Annotated in this window: 14 protein-coding genes and 1 tRNA gene; 8 read left to right on the top strand and 7 right to left on the bottom strand. The window is 63.6% G+C overall.

Features of this window, described 5'->3' with window-relative positions; genetic code table 11:
- The first annotated feature begins 148 nt into the window (after window positions 1-148).
- The 4 genes from gltJ (at window position 149) to NR810_RS31520 (ending at window position 5,237) form a co-directional block, all read left to right on the top strand.
- Window positions 149-2,221, top strand: coding sequence for an adventurous gliding motility protein GltJ (gene gltJ / locus NR810_RS31535; protein WP_257458121.1), 2,073 nt, complete (start codon window positions 149-151; stop codon window positions 2,219-2,221).
- A gap of 226 nt (window positions 2,222-2,447) precedes the next feature.
- A complete protein-coding gene (locus NR810_RS31530; RefSeq protein WP_257458120.1) occupies window positions 2,448-3,341 on the top strand; it encodes a hypothetical protein in 894 nt (297 codons plus the stop codon).
- A gap of 186 nt (window positions 3,342-3,527) precedes the next feature.
- Window positions 3,528-4,028, top strand: a complete 501-nt coding sequence (locus NR810_RS31525; RefSeq protein WP_257458119.1) for a toxin-antitoxin system YwqK family antitoxin — start codon at window positions 3,528-3,530, stop codon at window positions 4,026-4,028.
- A gap of 39 nt (window positions 4,029-4,067) precedes the next feature.
- Window positions 4,068-5,237: a TIGR04552 family protein gene (locus NR810_RS31520; RefSeq protein WP_407653856.1), complete on the top strand. Its 1,170-nt coding sequence runs from the start codon at window positions 4,068-4,070 to the stop codon at window positions 5,235-5,237.
- Window positions 5,238-5,269: 32 nt separating this feature from the next.
- On the opposite strand, the gene NR810_RS31515 is transcribed toward NR810_RS31520, so the two are convergent.
- Both NR810_RS31515 and ffh read right to left on the bottom strand, forming a co-directional pair.
- Window positions 5,270-7,270, bottom strand: coding sequence for an Ig-like domain-containing protein (locus tag NR810_RS31515; protein ID WP_257458116.1), 2,001 nt, complete (start codon window positions 7,268-7,270; stop codon window positions 5,270-5,272).
- A 236-nt stretch (window positions 7,271-7,506) separates the two neighbouring features.
- Window positions 7,507-9,153: a signal recognition particle protein gene (ffh, locus tag NR810_RS31510; RefSeq protein WP_204227298.1), complete on the bottom strand. Its 1,647-nt coding sequence runs from the start codon at window positions 9,151-9,153 to the stop codon at window positions 7,507-7,509.
- Between the two features lie 90 nt (window positions 9,154-9,243).
- Here ffh and NR810_RS31505 point away from each other — a divergent pair.
- Window positions 9,244-9,329: transfer RNA gene (locus NR810_RS31505), tRNA-Leu, on the top strand.
- A gap of 17 nt (window positions 9,330-9,346) precedes the next feature.
- Here the strand turns inward: NR810_RS31505 and NR810_RS31500 are convergent.
- Together NR810_RS31500 and NR810_RS31495 are read right to left on the bottom strand one after the other, a co-directional pair.
- On the bottom strand, window positions 9,347-10,456 hold the full coding sequence (locus NR810_RS31500) for a tyrosine-type recombinase/integrase (RefSeq protein WP_257458115.1): 1,110 nt from the start codon (window positions 10,454-10,456) through the stop codon (window positions 9,347-9,349).
- Window positions 10,453-10,635 (bottom strand): helix-turn-helix domain-containing protein, encoded by a 183-nt coding sequence (locus tag NR810_RS31495; protein ID WP_326522526.1) that lies wholly within the window; start codon window positions 10,633-10,635, stop codon window positions 10,453-10,455. The genes NR810_RS31500 and NR810_RS31495 overlap by 4 nt, the downstream gene beginning before the upstream one ends.
- A 686-nt stretch (window positions 10,636-11,321) precedes the next feature.
- Here NR810_RS31495 and NR810_RS31490 point away from each other — a divergent pair.
- Window positions 11,322-12,668, top strand: a complete 1,347-nt coding sequence (locus NR810_RS31490; protein ID WP_257458114.1) for a hypothetical protein — start codon at window positions 11,322-11,324, stop codon at window positions 12,666-12,668.
- Between the two features lie 193 nt (window positions 12,669-12,861).
- A complete protein-coding gene (locus NR810_RS31485) occupies window positions 12,862-13,887 on the top strand; it encodes an SMEK domain-containing protein (RefSeq protein ID WP_257458113.1) in 1,026 nt (341 codons plus the stop codon).
- 189 nt (window positions 13,888-14,076) lie between these two features.
- On the opposite strand, the gene NR810_RS31480 is transcribed toward NR810_RS31485, so the two are convergent.
- The 3 genes from NR810_RS31480 to NR810_RS31470 form a co-directional block, all read right to left on the bottom strand.
- Window positions 14,077-14,514, bottom strand: a complete 438-nt coding sequence (locus NR810_RS31480) for a hypothetical protein (protein ID WP_257458112.1) — start codon at window positions 14,512-14,514, stop codon at window positions 14,077-14,079.
- A gap of 90 nt (window positions 14,515-14,604) precedes the next feature.
- A complete protein-coding gene (locus NR810_RS31475) occupies window positions 14,605-14,778 on the bottom strand; it encodes a hypothetical protein (protein WP_257458110.1) in 174 nt (57 codons plus the stop codon).
- A gap of 174 nt (window positions 14,779-14,952) precedes the next feature.
- Window positions 14,953-16,080: an AAA family ATPase gene (locus NR810_RS31470; protein ID WP_257458109.1), complete on the bottom strand. Its 1,128-nt coding sequence runs from the start codon at window positions 16,078-16,080 to the stop codon at window positions 14,953-14,955.
- A 625-nt stretch (window positions 16,081-16,705) separates the two neighbouring features.
- Here NR810_RS31470 and NR810_RS31465 point away from each other — a divergent pair.
- Complete coding sequence (locus tag NR810_RS31465; RefSeq protein WP_257458107.1) at window positions 16,706-17,002, top strand: hypothetical protein; 297 nt, start codon at window positions 16,706-16,708, stop codon at window positions 17,000-17,002.
- The last annotated feature ends 64 nt before the right edge of the window (window positions 17,003-17,066 follow it).

Below are 17,066 nucleotides of genomic sequence, written 5' to 3'. Positions count from 1 at the left end.
CTCGAGGGCAAGTGGAGACCCGAAACGGGGATTCACACGTTGAAAGAGGCAGCCGGGCGGGCGAGGTTCGCGTCCTTGACCCCCCCGGATGCCACCTCTACGATTCCGGCGGGTTTTCTCCCGTCATTTCTGAGGGTTGCGGGGAACGATGCGTTTCGTCTGCGATAGCTGCCGCGCGCAGTACATGATCAGCGACGACAAGGTTGGCGCGAAGGGCGTCAAGGTTCGTTGCAAGAAGTGCGGCTATAACATCGTGGTTCGTCCAGCCGGCTCGGCGCCGGCGAAGGACGAGGGGACCGAGGCCGACAGCGGCAACGGTTCGGCCACGTCACAGGGTCAATCGAACAGCGACGGCTTCGGGCTGCCCGCGTCGCTGGGCACGCCTCCCGAGGGCGGCATCTTCAGCGGTGTCGAGGATGACGAGCTGGGTGCCGTGTTCGATCAGGTGCTCAACTCCGGATCTCACCGGATTCCGGCGGGCGAGGCGGTCGGAGACGGCCCTGCCCAGCTTGACGCGTCGGCGCTCTCCGACGCGGGTGAGACGGTGCGCAAGCTGGCGGAGGCCGAGACGGGGAGCGTGAAGCCCGCGGCCGCGCACGAGTGGTTCGTCGCCATCGAAGAGAAGCAGGTGGGTCCGCTGTCTCTCGAGAAGGTGAAGGACCACTGGGAGAAGGGCGAGGTCGGTCCGGACAGCCTGTGCTGGCGCGCGGGCTTCAGCGACTGGATTCCGCTCTCTGATGCCACGGAGCTGGCGTCGGTGCTGGCGCCGCGTCCGACCAAGGCGGTCATCGTGGAGCCGGCGCCGGTGGCGTCTTCCTCGCCGGTGGCATCCGGACCGGTGGAGTCCGCCTTCAGCGCGGGTGCTCTCTCGAAGAAGGCCAACACGCCGGCACCGGTGGGTCCGTCCGCGCAGGAGTCGGGCTGGAAGCCGTCGGCCGCGAGCGTGCTCGCCTCGCTGGTGAAGGAGGAGAACGAGGCGCTGACGAAGCCGGCGGCCAAGGCCGCGGTCGTGGAGGAGAAGGCAAAGCCCGTGGTCTCGGGGCTGCTCGATGTGCCTCCGCCGGAGCCCGCGCCCGTGGCGGCGCCGAGATCCATGATGGCCGAGCCTCCCGCTCAGGCATCGCCGTACCTGCCTGCTCCGGCGGCACCGGCCTATGCACAGCCGCCCCCGCAGGCATACGCGCAGCCGTACGCTGCTCCCCCGGTGCAGCAGTATGCGCCGCCAGCGGGGTACCCTGGCTATCCGCCTTCGGCCGCCCAGGCGCCGAAGCAGGGCGGCAAGATGGGGCTGATCATCGGCGTGGCCGTGGGCGTGCTGCTGGTTGGCGGAGGCGCGGGGTTCTACTTCGCGACGAAGTCCTCGTCGCAGACGGAGACGCCCGCGACGACGCAGCAGGCGGTGGCGCAGGCTCCGACGACGGCCCAGCCGAAGCCGGCGGAGCTGCCGCCCATGCCGCCTCCTCCGGCGGCGGTGGCGCAGAACACTGCGGGTACGCCTGCGGGGGCCACGGCGCAGCCGGCGGCGGGCCAGGCCGCTACGAGCCCGACGACCACGCCCCCCGCGCCAGCGGTTGCGGCAGCGAACCCTGGGACGGCACCGGCCGCGAACCCACCGCCGCCCGCGCAGACCGAGCCGACGAAGCCCTCCGAGCCTCAGCAGGTGGCCCGTGCGGAGGTGCCGGATCGTGGTGGCTCCAAACGTGGCACCTCGCGTCCCACGGCGAGCCGTCCCTCGTCGAATGAGGATGATGATGGGGAGACGATCACGGCTTCGCGTGGCAGTACCGCTAGCAAGCCGGCGGCGCGCTCATCGGGTGATGCGGACGACGAGTTCGACGAGCTCTTTGGGACGAAGAAGCCCGGCAAGACGGAGAGTGCGTCTGGCCGCAACGCGCCCACGGCCTACATCCCGCCGGAGCCTGGCGGGGGTGCGACGCTCGAGAAGCTCGGTCAGTCGGACATCATGCAGGTGGTATTGGCCAACAAGCCGGCCATCGTGAAGTGCGTGAACGAGCAGAAGAAGAAGGATCCGGGCCTGAGTGGCAAGCTGGTGATGCGCTGGACCATCCAGACGAACGGGAAGACGAAGAACGTGTCTTGCCAGACGTCTGAGTTCCGCTCGACCTACATGGCCACCTGCATTTCCGGGTTGATCAAGGGTTGGACCTTCCCGAAGCACAAGGTGCAGGGCGACTCGATCGACTTCCCGTTCACCTTCTAATAGTCAAGGGGAAGGACAGTCACGCAGGTCACAATCCTATCGCGTGACTGTCCGGCCCGAGGCGGCAGAATTTCCCTGAAGGAGGATGCGTCGTTAGCGCGTGTCGACATTGGTTGACACGTCTTGAGCGCCGGGACTAAAGCCGCGCGCTGCGGGACGGAGGGGGGCTGGAGTGAGGCCGGAGGCCCTCGTCCGAGCGACGTATCCATTCAGGAGGAAGTCGAGAATGCAGCTTCGTAAGATGTCGTTGATGCTCACGGTGCTGGGCGCGGTGGGCATGATGCTGACGGGTTGCGGCGGGGGCGAGGAGACCCTGACGTGCACTGCGGACACGGACTGCTTGGAGTCCGAGATCTGTCACCCGAACGCGAGGGTCTGCGTTCAGACGTGTACGGCTGGCGCCGACTGCCCCGACACGGCCAAGACCTGCGAGGCGCTGGACACCTCGAGCGCGAGCTCCCCGAAGATCTGCAAGTGCAGCACGGATGCGCTGTGCAACACCGGCCGCGAGACGGCGGACCTTGAGTGCTCTGACGCCTACAAGGTTTGCGTGCCCACTGGGACCGCGTCCGGTTGCACCACGAACGCGGACTGCTCCTCGGGCCAGGTCTGCGAGTCGGGTGTGTGCAAGACGCCGACCACGGGTTCTTCCTGCCAGGGCGAAGCCCAGAGCTCCTGCACTTACGGCCAGTACTGCGCCTCCAGCACGTGTACTGCGGTTCCTGCTCCGACCTGCCCGAACTTCGCAAACAACACTGCGGTCAAAAACTTCTCCCCCGCGACTGGCACGGGCAACATCATCTACAACGTACAGAAGCTGATTTTCGGAACGCAATGTGGCTCTGACACGACTGCTCAGATCGTCAAGGCTCGGGTCTCCTTCTATACGAAGACCGGCACGCTGCCGACGAGCAAGGAAGGGCTCAATGGCTTCTTCTACGTGAAGACGGATGGCGGGGAGTTGCCCGGAGTTCCCCTCAGCAATGAGTACCAGCGGTCTGCGGATGGCAAGAGTGCTTCCCTTTCTGTCAATCTCTGCACTGATAAGAACTTCGATCAAATCGTTCTTGGCTTCTACTTCACGGGTGGCAACGGCTATTGCGCCACCTTTACGAAGTAGCACCATGATTGGAGGTGTGTGACCTCCGGTAGGCCCTGCCCTCGTTGTGGGGCAGGGCCTTTGTTTATTGTAAGAATGAGCAAAAGTGCTTTGTGTGTGCGTTTGGGGCCGTGAATTTTAGAGCCTTTTGCTCGTCATATTGAGTGCGGCACAAGGAAATGCCGCTCGGCTTCGAAAGGAAGATCCATGTTCAAGAAGGCTTCGTCCCGCGTGCTGGTCCTTTCTCTCTCGCTTTGCGCGTCTCTGACATGGGCTGCTGACGTGAGCGGCGAGGTCAAACTGTCCTGCCCGGCAGGCACCAAGCAGTTTGGTGGTCGGAGCACGATGACGGATCGAGGTGTCTTCTGCGTCAAGAACGTTACCGACACCGGGATGCCTATTGCTCATGGGCCGTACATGAGCTTCCATGCCAACGGGCAGAAGAAGGCCGTGGGACAGCACGTCGATGGCGCTCAGTCCGGAATGTGGACGTTTTATGATGAGAACGGTGTGAAGACGGAGGAGATCGAGTTCTCGGGCGCCAACTATCACGGCAAGCGCGTGCAGTACTTCTCCAACGGCAAGCCGCGCGTGGTGGAGCAGTACGTGAAGGGCAAGCGTAACGGCCTCGTCCAGGAGTTCTCCGAGGACGGTAAGCTCCGTAGCCAGACCCAGTACAACGACGGCCATCAGGTTGTCGCTAAGTAACTTGATTGCGTAGCGATCTCATAAGAGGGCCCTCGCCAAGTGGGCGAGGGCCCTCTGTTTTCGCAGAGCCTCTTCCCTCCGTGTACAGGCTCGGTTAGAAGCCCAGACGTGAAGGCCGAGCCCACTATCCCACAGTTGCCCGACATCCCCGTTTGCACCGTGGCGGACATGGGCCTCCGCGAATTAGAACGTATCCGGCTCATCCTCCGGGGTAGCTCGGTCATCGACTGGCGGCGGATGCATTTCCAGGCCAGGGATGAGGTCGACCGTTTCCTCAGGCTCTGCCAGGTCGACACCAGTCAGCCTCACGATGAGGCGTGGGCGCGTACGGTGCTCGCCGATGCGGTCGAGTACCTTCGGCGCACCTTCGATTATCGCGTCGCGGATGCCGTGGCGAACCCGGAAGAGATCCACGACCTGTTCCTCTATGCATCGGGTGCAAAGGGGCAGCCCAGGCATCGGCGCATTGCCTGCATTGTGCTCAAGGTGATGCACGTCATCCAGCACATCGAGGGGCGAGATCTGCTTCACAGGTTGGCCGTCTCCGAGGCGGACTTGTCTGAACTGGTGACCGCCAATGTGCTGCGGGTGGCGCAATTACTCCGCGACAAAGGACTTCCTGTCATCGAGTTCGCTCACTCCATCAAGACGCGTGAGTCACTCATCACCAAGCTGATGGCCAAGAAGGAGACCGTGGCCGCGCAGATCTACGATCGGACCCGCTTCCGCATCATTACGAAGACGCGTGCTGACATCCTTCCAGTCGTGTATTTCCTGACCCAGCACCTGTTCCCTTTCAATTTCGTTGTCCCTGGGCAGACGGAGAACACCCTCATCTCGTTCAAGTCTGTGCTCGAGGAGAATCCGCACCTGCAGCAGTACGCGCAGCAACTTCATCTGGACCTTGATTACGAGTCACGAGAAGAACAGTCTCGAAACCTCTTCTCCGGGAGTTCCTACCGGGCACTGAACTTTGTCGTGGATGTTCCCCTGCGGATGGATGCGTATCTGCCGCCACCGGAGCAGGACACACGCGAGCGTAAGAACCGGACGGTCTTCACGCTCGTGGAGTTCCAGATCATGGACGAGGAGATTGCTCGCCAAAATGAGGAAGGGGAGAACGCTCACAAGCTCTATAAGCGTCGGCAGAAGCGGCGCGTGCTGCGCCGCCTCTCTCGAGGGCTTGTAGTTCCAAAGCGGCAAGGCTGAAGTGTTATTGCGCTGCTTTGGGTGAGGCTACTCTAATTGTTGTACCGGCGTACGTAGACGTAGTCTCCAGCGAAGTCATCGCCGATGTTACGACTCTCATACCAGGCGACCACAGGCCTTCCGGATGAGTCGATTGCAAGCATGGGTCTTACGCTACTCTTTTGCCCCTCATTGATGCCGTTCCTGGTGGTCAATGTCTTCCAAGACTGATTGTCCCAGTAACTGGCGAACAGGTGTGTATACCCTGTTTCGGCCGTCCCGTCGAACTCATGCCAAGTGAGGAAAAGCTTGCCAGCGGAAGTTGATTGAATTCGCGGTTGTCCGGCATAGGTGATGCCTCCGAATGAACTTAAAGCACTTCCAACTCGCTCCCAGGTCTGCGGACCACTGGAACGATAGACGTGAACGTCCGGTGAGCCGGTATTGCTCTCTTCCGACCAAGCCAGATACAAATTATTCTGAGCGTCAATGCTCAATGAGCAATCCTTGGCAAAGGTTGCTCCAGTGGATGCGCTGAGTCCGCCAGATACGTAGCCAGTTGTGTCGTCACCGTGGAAAGGAGGTACGGCGTAGACCCAAGAGCCACCTTTGGGAAGGCGCATGACGTAGATGTTGGTGGGAGAATACTGTTCCAAGGACTCCTCTTGGAAGGCCACGATGGGTTGCCCGCTATCATCCAATACAAGAGAGGGCTTGGAACCGCTGGTGAACCTGTGTACGGCGCTGATCGAGCCTTCGCTGTTGCCTACGCCAGTGAATGGGCCTCCATCGACTGACTTCTTGACATAGATGACGGAGTACTCATCGATATTTAGTTCATCCCAGGCGACGTAGATTTCATTGCCGCGTACTGCGATCGAAGGGTTCCGCGCAGGTGTCGGAGTGGGGGTGGGGCGAGTGTCATTCACGGCAGATAGCCCTCCTGTGCCCACGGATTGCCAAGTAGTCCCCGTCCAGTGTTTGATATAGATGTTCTCGTTAAAGCTGTCCGACTCCTGCCATGCAACGACAGGGTTTCCGCTACCATCGAGCGCCAAGGCGGGTTTGTATGCGGACCCAGACGGCGTGCCATTGAGAGGGGAGCCCAGCGGCGTAAAGGCTTTGCCGTCCCAACGGTAGACGAAGATGGATGTCCTGCCGCCAGCCGAGAGTTCCTCACTCCAGGCGACCACTGGATTGTTCTGACTGTCGAGGACCATGGCAGTGTCCTTCAGGAGGGTGCTCCCTCCTACCGCATTCAACGGTCCGCCAAATGCGTACCAATTGGGAAGTTCGAAGCTCCATGGTGTGCTAGGCACTATGAGCGTATTTCCGGCCAAGTCGGTAATGCCGCTACTCAGGCTGACTGAGAAAGTCGCGGGTAGAGATGGCTTTTCCTTGGGTGTAATGGTCAGCGTCTTGCCGTCGCTCGAGAGCGAGAGCGTCTTTTCAGTCAGCACTCCAGAGGTGGCGAGTCCCACGGTGGCATCATTGACGGTTGTCGCTTTCACGGCCTTGGTGAAGACCACTTGAATGGGCGTGCTGTAGTCCACATTGGTCGAGCCGGGTACTGGTGAGCGTGTGGAGACACGCAGATTGGCTCGGTCGACGATAACGGTCACGGACTCACTTGAGAACGTGCGGCCCGATCTGGTTGCGCGAGCCGTGATTTTGTAACTGCCTTCGCTTTCGGTTGCGGTGTTCCAGGTGTACGTATAGGGAGGGGAAAGCGTTGCGATCTCCACCTCATCTTTGAAGATCTGCACGCTCTCAGGCGTTCCTCCTCCTACATCCACGGAGATGAACACGGAACCGCTGGTGTAGATGGTCCCAGTAGGGGCGGTGAGCTTGACGGTGAGCCCGCTCGGTTGTGTACCTGAGTCGGGTGTGTCCACTGAACCCGCGTCTCCCGCGTCCGGTTGCGTTGTCGACGTTCCCGAATCAGGAGTGGGCTCGATCTCCGGCACGTTGATGCATGCGGAAACCAGTCCGATGAAGACCAGGGGGATGAATCGTTTGAGGGTTTGCATGCTGCTCCGCTGTGCAGGGCTCATTCCAGGCTCCTGCGGCTGAGTTCCGGAGGGCTTACTCACGTAAGTCCTCGAAACAACTCGCGGAGAATGCCTCAATCGGGTCCGCAGCGGGAATCGGGCCCCAGAGCCTCGTCCAGAACCCGAGACGCACCGTCCACGGCCCTGGATAGGCTCCGGAAACAGCAGCGCCGCTCCAGGAGGCCCTCCGTGGGCTTCCCGAGCGGCGCGTACCCTGCGCTCCTCTTTAGGAGCGGCGGCTACTTCTTCTTCCGGTTCTTCTTCTTGTTTTCCTTCTCGCGCTTGCGGCGCTCCTTGATGGCGTCCTTGTTCTCGGACTTGGCGCCCGCAGCCGAGGGCGGGGCGTAGCCCATCATGCGCGCCTTCGCCATGGCCGCCTGGCCCATCGGCGGCGTGTAGCCGGGGGCGATCTGCGGCAGCTGCATCGGCATTCCGCCCATGCCCATGCCGGCCATCGCCTTCTCCATCATCTTCGGGTCCTTTCCGAAGATGCTCGACATGTCCATGTTCTTCATCTGCGCCAGCTGACCCATCTGCCGGAAGCCGGGGATTCGTCCCAGCAGGCCCGGGTTCTGGCCGATCGTCCCCATCACCTGCTGCATCATCCCGAACTTCTGCAGCAGCTCGCGCACCTCCTCGGGCTTGCGGCCGCTGCCCTTCGAGATGCGCTTCACCCGGCTGTCGGTGATGAGGTTCGGACGCAGGCGCTCCTGCTCCGTCATCGAGTCGTACATCGCCTCGATCTTCGTCAGCTCCTTCTCGTCCGGGTTCAGCTGCTCCGTCAGCTCGCCGAAGAGCGGGAACTTCTCCAGCAGATCCTTCAGCGGGCCCATCCGCCGCACCATGCGGATCTGCTCGACGAAGTCCTTCATCGTGAAGTTGCCCGACAGGAGCTTCTGCGCGTCCTCCGCGGCCTTCTTCTCGTCGACGACCCCCTCGAAGTCCTTCATCAGGCCCACGATGTCGCCAAAGCCCAGGATCCGGCTCGCGAGTCCGTCCGGACGGAACTCCTCGAGCTTGTCCATCGACTCGCCCATGCCCAGGAACTTGATGGGCTTGCCCGTCACCTCCTTGATCGACAGTGCCGCGCCACCACGTGCGTCACCGTCCAGCTTGGTGAGGATGAAGCCATCCAGGCTCAGGCGCCGATCGAACTCGGCCGCCGTGCGCACCGCGTCCTGGCCAATCATCGCGTCGCACACCAGCAGGATGTTGTCCGGCCGGACGTTGCCCTTGATGGCCTCCAGCTCGGTCATCAACGCTTCGTCGATGGCCAGGCGGCCCGCGGTGTCGATGAGCACCACGTCGCACTTCTGCTCGCGCGCCGCGGCGTACCCGCGCTTCGCCAGCTCCGGTGGCGGCACGTTGGGCTCGAAGTACACAGGCACCTTCAGCCGCTCGCCCAGCACCTTGAGCTGGTCCACGGCCGCCGGCCGGTAGATGTCCGCAGCCACCAGCAGAGGCTTGCGACCCTCCTTGAGCAGCTTGCTGGCGAGCTTGCCCGTGGTCGTCGTCTTACCCGAGCCCTGCAGACCCACCATCATGATGCCGCTGACCTGGTCCTTGGGCTTGAGCTGCAGGCTCGTATCCACCGGACCCATCAGGGCCTCGAGCTCGTCGTGGCAGATCTTGACGAAGTGGTCGCCCGCGCTGACGCGGTGCTTGCGGCCGGCCTTGTCCGTGATGGTCGTCTGCACGACCTCTCCGACGGCCTTCTCGCGCACGCGCGCGACGAACTTCTTCACCACATCGAAGGCGACGTCGGCCTCCAACAGGGAGACGCGGATGTCGCGGAGCGACTCATCCACCATCTCGGGGGTGATTTCACTCTTGCCCGCAAGGCGGTTCTTGGCGGCGCGGAAGCCCTTGGCGACGGTTTCAAGCATGGCGGTCGCTATATAACAGCGGTGGCGTGGACGGGATGCCCATGTGCGTTGCAGTCGTTCAGCCGTTGAGAGATGGTGTCCCTGCCGCCTGCACGAGTGGCGAAACTGGCAGACGCAGCGGACTTAAAATCCGCAGGCCCGAAGGGGCCGTCCGGGTTCGATCCCCGGCTCGTGCATTCCTAAGTGGTTGAATTTACTGAGGATTCTCTCCCGTCCCGCGCCATGTGCCGTCAGTGTGCCCCTCGAGCGCGCGCACGGCGTCCTTCTTCACGTCCGGACTGAGGTGGGCGTAGCGCATCGTCATCTCGATGGTGGCGTGCCCGAGCAGTTCCTGGACGGCCTTGAGCGGCACGCCGCGCGCCACGAGATGGCTGGCGAAGCTGTGCCGTAGCGTGTGCCAGCCGATGGGACGCAGGCCCGCCCGCTTGCTGGCCCGGAGGATGGCGTTCCGGCAGGTGTCGTTCTTGAGGTAGGCGCCTGTGGCATCGCAGAAGACGAAGGCCCCGCGGAGGTGCCGGTGCGCCTTGATGGCCTGGAGGGCCACCGCGTTGAGCGGCACCTCGCGCGAGCGGCCTCCCTTGGGCGTACCGAAGTGGCCGCGCCAGACGTTCCGCTTCACCAGCAGGCGACCGGCGACGAGGTCCACCGCGTCCCACTGGAGGGCGATGAGCTCGCCGCGCCGCAGGCCCGTGTGGAGCGCCACCTGAATCATCGTCCGCCATTCCGGGGGCGCGGCGGCCACCAGGCGCTCCGCCTCCTCAAAGGTGAGGAAGTCGAACTCCGGCCTCTCCACCTTCAGCAGCTTCACGCGCGGCACGTGGGGGAGCACCTCCTGCTCGGCGGCGACCGCGAACAGGGTGCGCAGCACCGTGAGCGCGTTGTTGATCGTCTTGGAGGCGAGTCCCTCCTTGCGCTTCTGGGACTTGAACGTCTCGATGTCCGCCGGTCCGACGCGGTCGAGCCGCAGGTGCCCGAAGGTCGGCAGCAGGTGGCTGTCGAGCAACTGCCTCTTGGCGGCCAGGGTGCTGGCCTTGTTGTTGTTGGAGCTGTACGTGAGGAATCGCTCCGTGAAGCTCCTCACGGTGGGCATCTCCGGTTCGGCCTCCCTTTGGTTGTAGGAGCCGCCCAGGAGGGCCTGACGCAGCTCCCGCTCGTATTGCTCGGCACCCCGGCGGGTATTCACCGGGGACGCCTTGCGCACGCGATCCACGCGCCCGTCCGGGTGCTGGAACATCACATCGACCCACCACGCCGCCTGCACCTTGCCCTCCTTCGTCTTCCACTTCCGCAGCCTGACGCTCATCGCTTCTCTCCGAGCGCAGGACCGCCGTTACCCTGGATCCAACTTATCAGGGCAGCCTTGCTGATGCGGATGACCCTACCCAGGCGGATGACACCCGGGACGCTGCCCAGGCGGACGGCTTCGTAGAAGGTCTTCCGGTTCACCCGCAGGAAGGCCGCAGCCTCCTCTACGGTGAGCACTTCCGGGAGGGGGGCAGGGGTTCCCGTTTCGTTGTTCTGCTGAGACAAAACTTCACCGATGCGCCGGGGCACGCCGGCGCCTTCACTGCGAAGCGCTGACCTGTCAGGTGCGGCGTTGCGCCGCGAGGTCAGCTATCGGTTCAAAGTGCCGCCCGGCCTTACTGCCGGAGCGTGGCTCCCTTTGTTTCGTCCACTGCTGCCATGTGCCGAGGTCGGCCCGGTGGCCTTCCTCGTGCTGGTGAGTTCGCGGTCCCGGCCGTGCCGCCGGAGCGCCGCAGTCCGCCTTGGCGGGCCCTCGATATGGATGCGGACAGGCGATTCGCTCAGCCCGCTCCAACTCCTGGAAATTCATCCCGAACTCACATTCTGTCAAGGGAACCTCGCCTCGACCCGATGTACCCCAGGCCCACCACCCAGGCCGAGGGGGGCCTGTGCCCACGGCGTTTGAACGCAGGCGAAGGCCGCGAACCTCCCTTCGGACCTGTTGTTGACGAGCCACGGCTGCTGCGGCATCTTCCGCGATACCGCGTTTGCCTGCCGCGGAACCCTCGTTGGTCAGCCCCTGCCTGGCCACCATTTGGGAGGGCAAAGGGGATTCGATTCCTCGGGCTTGCTGTGAAGCTCCGTCCTTCGCCAAGGCACGGGAGCAGGGGTCCGTCGTGCCTTGTCGCGTCGAGGATGGATCCGTGACCCAGAACAAGAAGTGGAAGCAGATCGTTCGTGAGCGTGCCGCGAAGCTCGGTGTGCCGTATCGCGAAGCCTTGCGGCAGCTCGAAGCGAGCGCCGAGGGCGCCCAGGAGCACGGCGCTCATGCCGTGCTGCCGGCGCCCGAAGCACCAGAAAACGTTCAGCCCTTGGTGTCTGAGCCCGCGAAGCGGGACTTGAGGTTCTTCGACGAGAAGGCCGATTACTTCACCAGTGACCCCACCCAGAGCTACACCCTCCAGATGTGGCGTGGCCGGGTGCTCGTCACCCGGACGGTACGCGTCGGGATGAAGTGCGTGGTGGAGCCCCTTAACCCGCAGAGCACCAAACACCGTGGGCGCGTGGGCATCGTGCGCAAGCTGCGGCACGACTACGTGGGCTCGCCGTACCGGGCCACACTCAAGTTCATCGACGGCAAGGGCCCGCACGGCGTCGTGAAAATCGAGGATCTGCGCGAGCTCACGGCCGACGAGGAAGCCGCGCTCGACGCGGGCCAATGGCCGCCTCGGATGCGGCGTACGGCTGAAGACCAGGAGCGCGAACTGGCGCGCCCCTCAAGTCTGACGCAGATGACCTTCTCCCGAACGGACTTCAACCAGCGGCCGCCTCGCGCGGATGTCCAGGCGCTTTGGGATGCGGCGAAGCCGCTCGACGCGCCCTCGTTGGCCACCGACCCCTCCACCGAGTACCTCTTCAAGACGGTCTTCCCCGCAGCACGGCTCGACGTGGGCAGGCTCGCGGCAACGGGGGTGGCCCGCTGGCTGCCGTCGTACGAGGAGAAGCCCTGCACCTGGTGGGGCTCCCCGCGGCTGGCCGACATTTATCGGCTGGCCGTGCGCGGCTACGAGCCAGACGGGACGCTCGGTGCGGTGTGCGCGATGGCCAGTGCCGAGGCCGTAGGCGTGAAGACGGGCAAGCCGATCAGCAGGTCGACGGTGAAGTGGCCGCGGCCCTGGCGGACGGACGGCCTCCTGCTGGCAGATGAGGCGGCGTTGGCCGTGCTTCAGGGCCGGAAGGTCGAGACGCTCACGGCCATTGTCATCGCAAGCCACATGATCAACTTCCTTGGTTTCTGCGCGATCTGGGGCGCACCCGCCGGCAGCTCCACCCCGTCCGTGGGTATCATCGGGCTCACCAGCGGCACCCATGTCGAGGACTTGGCGTCCGTGCGGTGGCCTGAGGGCCTCATCGCTATATACGCTGCGTATCAGGCGGGGACGGACACGCGTGCAGTCCTCAAACGCCTGCGCAAGGTCCTTGGGCCTCGGGTGCCCATCGTCGATGTGGCAGAGGTGCTACGCGCCCGGGCGCCGAAGGTCGAGCGCTAGTCCAGAGTGACCCGCTTCCGGGCGTCCCACAGTACTTCGGGATGCCCGGGCCGCGGGGCCGGATCTGCTCTAAGCCCCCGGACATGGTTTCTGTCCACGTTGTGCCTCAGCGGCTTCGCCGGTGGGGGTGGACAGTACCTATGTCCAGGTGCTTAGAGCTGACCGTTCGGTCAAACCGCGCGAAAGGAAATAAATGATCACCCGAGGGTACTTCATAGGCGAGATCGTCGATGGGCTCAGCGACATCGCTCACCAAGTCGACACGCGGACGAAGCTTGGTCTGACCGACCTGAACCTCTTCGTCGAGAATTTTTTCAAGACTGCACTGAACCTCCTTCTCGACATCAACCTCGAGAACATGAACCAAGAGCGGAGCAACTTCCCCGGGCTCGACCTCGCCGATGTGGTCAAGGGCTGGGCGTTCCAGATCACCTCGCAGAAGACATCTGCGAAGGTAAACGAGACCTTGACCAAGATTACCGACGATCAGTTGCGCGACTACACGAGCATCAGGGTGCTTGTCGTAGGCAAGAAGCAATCGACCTATTCCCTGGACGATGATCAGAAGCTGCGGACCGGCTTCACGGAGGGTAACGTTCTAGACGTTGACGATCTCTGCAAACTCGCCATGGACCTGCCGATCGACCGGCTCCAGTCGCTCTACGACCATGTGCGCAAAGAGACCGCGAGCGTGAAGATCGATCTCGAGGTGCCCGACGAGGAAGGCAAATACCCGACGACAATCTACGACTATATCGAGAAGATCCCACAACCGAAGCTGTCCGACTTCGCGCGCTACGCCGCTTCGGAGCAGGTGGTGCAAACGGGCCTCACGAGAGAGGCCGTGGAGAAGGATTTCCGCGCGCTCGCTGCGGAACTGGCCAAGCTGCCTCGCATAACCCGGGAGTTCTTCGCCGTCCTCATTGAGAGGCGCGACGACGACGAGCAGAGGCACTTTGGAGACGACCGCTTCCGCGTAAATACAGACCGGCTCAAGCGCATATTGCGTTATCCGGACTTGGACGGAGAGCTTCGCATTCTTCAGGCGCACCGCTTCGTCGATTACCGGGAGCCCGATCAACACGGAGACAGCGGCCACTGGCGGCTGTTCTTCCCGGGAACCTCGGAGTACTTTCACTTCATGGTGGATGAGTTCCTGAAGAAGCGTGGGCTTTCGTGGCGCCGACCGATCGTTGACCTTGACTTCAGCGAATTCTAAGTGCCGACGCATGGCGCCCGGCTGGAAGAGGGCCAGCTTCGACGTCGTCATGCGCAGCGGCGCTTCACCATCGACCCGCATCCAGAACGCCTCGAATCCAAAAAAGCAGCTCGCGCTCGGTGCTGGAGTGAGTGGCCCCTGGGGGACGGCGGGCGAGCTGCCTGTCTGCTGTCGGGGCACGCTATTGCATCACGATCCTCGGGCGGGAGTAGGCTTCTCGCGCTCCTCGTTCCGATCGGTCGCCACCTTCTGCTGAGCGCGGTACGCGGTGCGCCGCTCCGCGGTCCACGGCCGCAGCCGCACGTCGGGGTCGTCCCCTGGTTGTGGCTCGCCAGTCTTGTTGGTTGGCGAGAGGATGGTTGCCGGATCTTCCACTCCGGACACCACACGGCGTACCTGGTCCAAGCGGGCCTGGACCAGTTCGAGTACAGCGCCGACCGCGGCGTGGACCTGTTCGGCGGCCTTCGGGGCAGGGAGCGACTTCTGCGTGAGCGCCTCGATGAGAAGGACAGCGGCGTTCACCGCGTCGCCGAGACGACACAGCTCTGCCGCCAAGCTGACGAGCTGCTCGGCCTCGTCGGTAGGACTCTCCGCGGACGTAGCTCCAGGTAATGATGGCTCAGCCATGCATGGACCTCCTTCGATGTAAGGGGAATGGGACTGCGTGAGAAAAACGGAGGGCGCCGTCTGAAGGACCGGCGCCTTCCTCTCCTTGGGCTACCACCCGGGATTTTCCGTGCCACCGCCGTAGGAGTCGCTGCTGTACGGGCTTCGTCGCCCGTACCGGTCAGCGCCGCTGGTCAGCTCCTCGACGAGAACCACCAGCACTGCGGCGATGAGGCGGCGGACCATTCGCGATGACAGGGCCCGCTTCAGGCTTATCCACACCATGGGGTTCTCCTCCCGCCGTGTCGGCCGACAAGGCTTCAACGTGTGATTACGGGCGGGAGGACGTGACAGCCCGAGGATTGCCGTGGCCCTCGCCCTCTCTGGATGGAGGACGAGAGCGAATGAGCCCGGCATACCCGTGGAGACGGGCGCGCCGGACGTGAAGGTGAAGGACGCTCACTTCAACAGCTTGAGGCCCTGGTTGGCGTGAACGTCGCGGGTCAGCTCCGCGTGCAGCTCGTTCAACTCGGTGACGGCATCGTCGATGACGAGTCGAGCGCGGCGGCTGGCGGACTCGGAAAGTTGCACCAGCATCTCCACCTGAGCTCGCAGCATCAGCAGCACCCGCGCCGCCTGGGCGACGTAAGCCCGCCGGTGTTGAGTCCTGAGGGCTTGCGCCTGGGCAGCCGCTTGGCGTGCGTCCTCCAGTACCTCGTTGGCCTGGAAGACCGCCGGGTTGATCAGCTTGGTCACGAGGCGAGACAGGCGGGGCCTCTCGCGTGGATGGCGCCAGACGACGTTCACCAGAACCGCGAGATCCTCGGGAGACGTCTGCACCTCGCCCGCGAGGAAGGCGACGGCTTGGAGCAGGCGCAGCGACCTCTTCCAGCGCCGGTCGGAGGCGACCATGCCCTCGAACTTCAACGCATCTCGTAGCGCGACGATGGCCTCCAGGGTGTCCGCCGTCACCTTCACGTTGGTGATGTCCGCATGCATGGCACGCAGTGCCTCCATGCCCAGGACGGTGGTGTCGACGGGCCCGGGTGCGGTGAGGACGTCCCGGAAGCTGCTGGGCCGCTGGAGGTAGTCCACCTCGAAGCGCAGCAGGAATCGGTCGAGGAGGGACTCCTGCGCGTTGTCCTCGGGCAGCTCGGTCGTGGTGCCGAAGAGGCTGATTAGGGGGACGGGCGCGTCGGCGAGGACGACACGCTCATCGAGGAGTCGGAGGAGCAGGTTGATCACGGGGCCGTTGGCCGCGAAGACGTTGCCGACGAGGACGAAGTGAGCCTCGGGCAGCATCCCCACGGGGACATGGGCGTAGCGCCCTTCTTCAAGAGCCTGGGGACACAGCGGGCCAAGCAACTCCTCCGCCACGGTGTGCCGCGTGAGGACCCGCTCAAAGTAGTTGCCACCGAAGGCATGTGCCATGGCCCGGACGAGGGCGGACTTCGCGGTGCCTGGTGGGCCGAGAATGAGGACGTGTTCTCGGATGAGGAGGGCAGCGAGGGTTCCGTCGATGACTTCCTGGCGCTCGGGGAAACGTGCGCGCAGCTCGTCGCGCAGCTGCTGGAACTGGGCTTGCATAGAAACCTCCTTTGGTGAGGATGGAAGAGCGAAGGGCGAGCCGGAGGTGCCGTTGCCTGAGGGTTGGTCGATGGGCTAGGTGCTCACGTTGCCGCAGCGGCACAGTCGCCAGACCGTTGAGCCCTGAATGCGTCAGAGCACCTCGGTAGAGCGCCGACGCCAGCCCGTTCGCTCTTATACCCATGCTGCTCTCGCCTCTTCGGGCGTGGACGTATCGAGGCGGAAGTCGTCAGGGCGCTCATCCAGCCCCACACGCCCGCCGCACTTGCACCCGGGGGGGAGCTGCGTTACCTCATCCTCGCCCTGGACACGTGCAGGGCGCCGAGAAGTACAGCCGTCGTAGTACGTGCAGTACGCAAATGCCGTTGCCAGCGCAGCCACCGTCCACTTTGCTGAGAGTGACGCGGTGACTGCAACCTCTTGTTCGCCAGAAGTTCGGCGAGCCGTCCGTGCGAACTGGCCGCACACGCCAATGCCAATGACCGCGCTCATAGCCTGAGCGCATGTAGCCGTCCGCGAGCGCTTCGTGCCTGCGGCGGCGTGAACTCGACGCGTGGCGCCCGTAGTGGCGCTCCTGCGTCGCATTGCGTCGCCCTACCTCAAGGTGGGGCGGGGACGGTCAGTCATGTCCGAATCGAGGAAGAACTCCCCCCAGGAGAACTCCAAGGTAAGCAAGAAGGCGAAGTCCGTGGGCGAGATGAGCCCGGAGCTGCGCGAGGTGTACGAGCAGCTGCGCGAGCTGGTGACCCAGAGCGATACCCAGGATGCGGACGCGCAGTACCGCATCGGCTGTGTGGTGCGCGACGTGCAGGATGCTCCCGGCAAATACGGGGCGGGAAGTGTGAAGCGGCTGGCGCAGGGTAAGCATCCGGTCCAGCCCAGGGTGTCGGCCACCGAGGAGCATGGCACGGTGGCCGCGTGATGGACGGCACACCGACAAGCCTATCGCTGCTGAGCCTGCTGCTGGGCCCACGACTCGGGGAGGA

Source organism: Archangium lipolyticum (assembly GCF_024623785.1).
In the GTDB taxonomy this organism is placed as follows: domain Bacteria; phylum Myxococcota; class Myxococcia; order Myxococcales; family Myxococcaceae; genus Archangium; species Archangium lipolyticum.
This window is presented reverse-complemented; position numbering and strand designations above follow the sequence as displayed.

Coding starts and splice junctions, on each gene's coding strand:
- gltJ (WP_257458121.1), top strand. CDS start 149: ATGCGTTTCGTCTGCGATAGCTGCCGCGCGCAGTACATGATCAGCGAC.
- NR810_RS31530 (WP_257458120.1), top strand. CDS start 2,448: ATGCAGCTTCGTAAGATGTCGTTGATGCTCACGGTGCTGGGCGCGGTG.
- NR810_RS31525 (WP_257458119.1), top strand. CDS start 3,528: ATGTTCAAGAAGGCTTCGTCCCGCGTGCTGGTCCTTTCTCTCTCGCTT.
- NR810_RS31515 (WP_257458116.1), bottom strand. CDS start 7,270: ATGAGCCCTGCACAGCGGAGCAGCATGCAAACCCTCAAACGATTCATC.
- ffh (WP_204227298.1), bottom strand. CDS start 9,153: ATGCTTGAAACCGTCGCCAAGGGCTTCCGCGCCGCCAAGAACCGCCTT.
- NR810_RS31500 (WP_257458115.1), bottom strand. CDS start 10,456: ATGAGCGTCAGGCTGCGGAAGTGGAAGACGAAGGAGGGCAAGGTGCAG.
- NR810_RS31485 (WP_257458113.1), top strand. CDS start 12,862: ATGATCACCCGAGGGTACTTCATAGGCGAGATCGTCGATGGGCTCAGC.
- NR810_RS31480 (WP_257458112.1), bottom strand. CDS start 14,514: ATGGCTGAGCCATCATTACCTGGAGCTACGTCCGCGGAGAGTCCTACC.
- NR810_RS31475 (WP_257458110.1), bottom strand. CDS start 14,778: ATGGTGTGGATAAGCCTGAAGCGGGCCCTGTCATCGCGAATGGTCCGC.
- NR810_RS31470 (WP_257458109.1), bottom strand. CDS start 16,080: ATGCAAGCCCAGTTCCAGCAGCTGCGCGACGAGCTGCGCGCACGTTTC.
- NR810_RS31465 (WP_257458107.1), top strand. CDS start 16,706: ATGTCCGAATCGAGGAAGAACTCCCCCCAGGAGAACTCCAAGGTAAGC.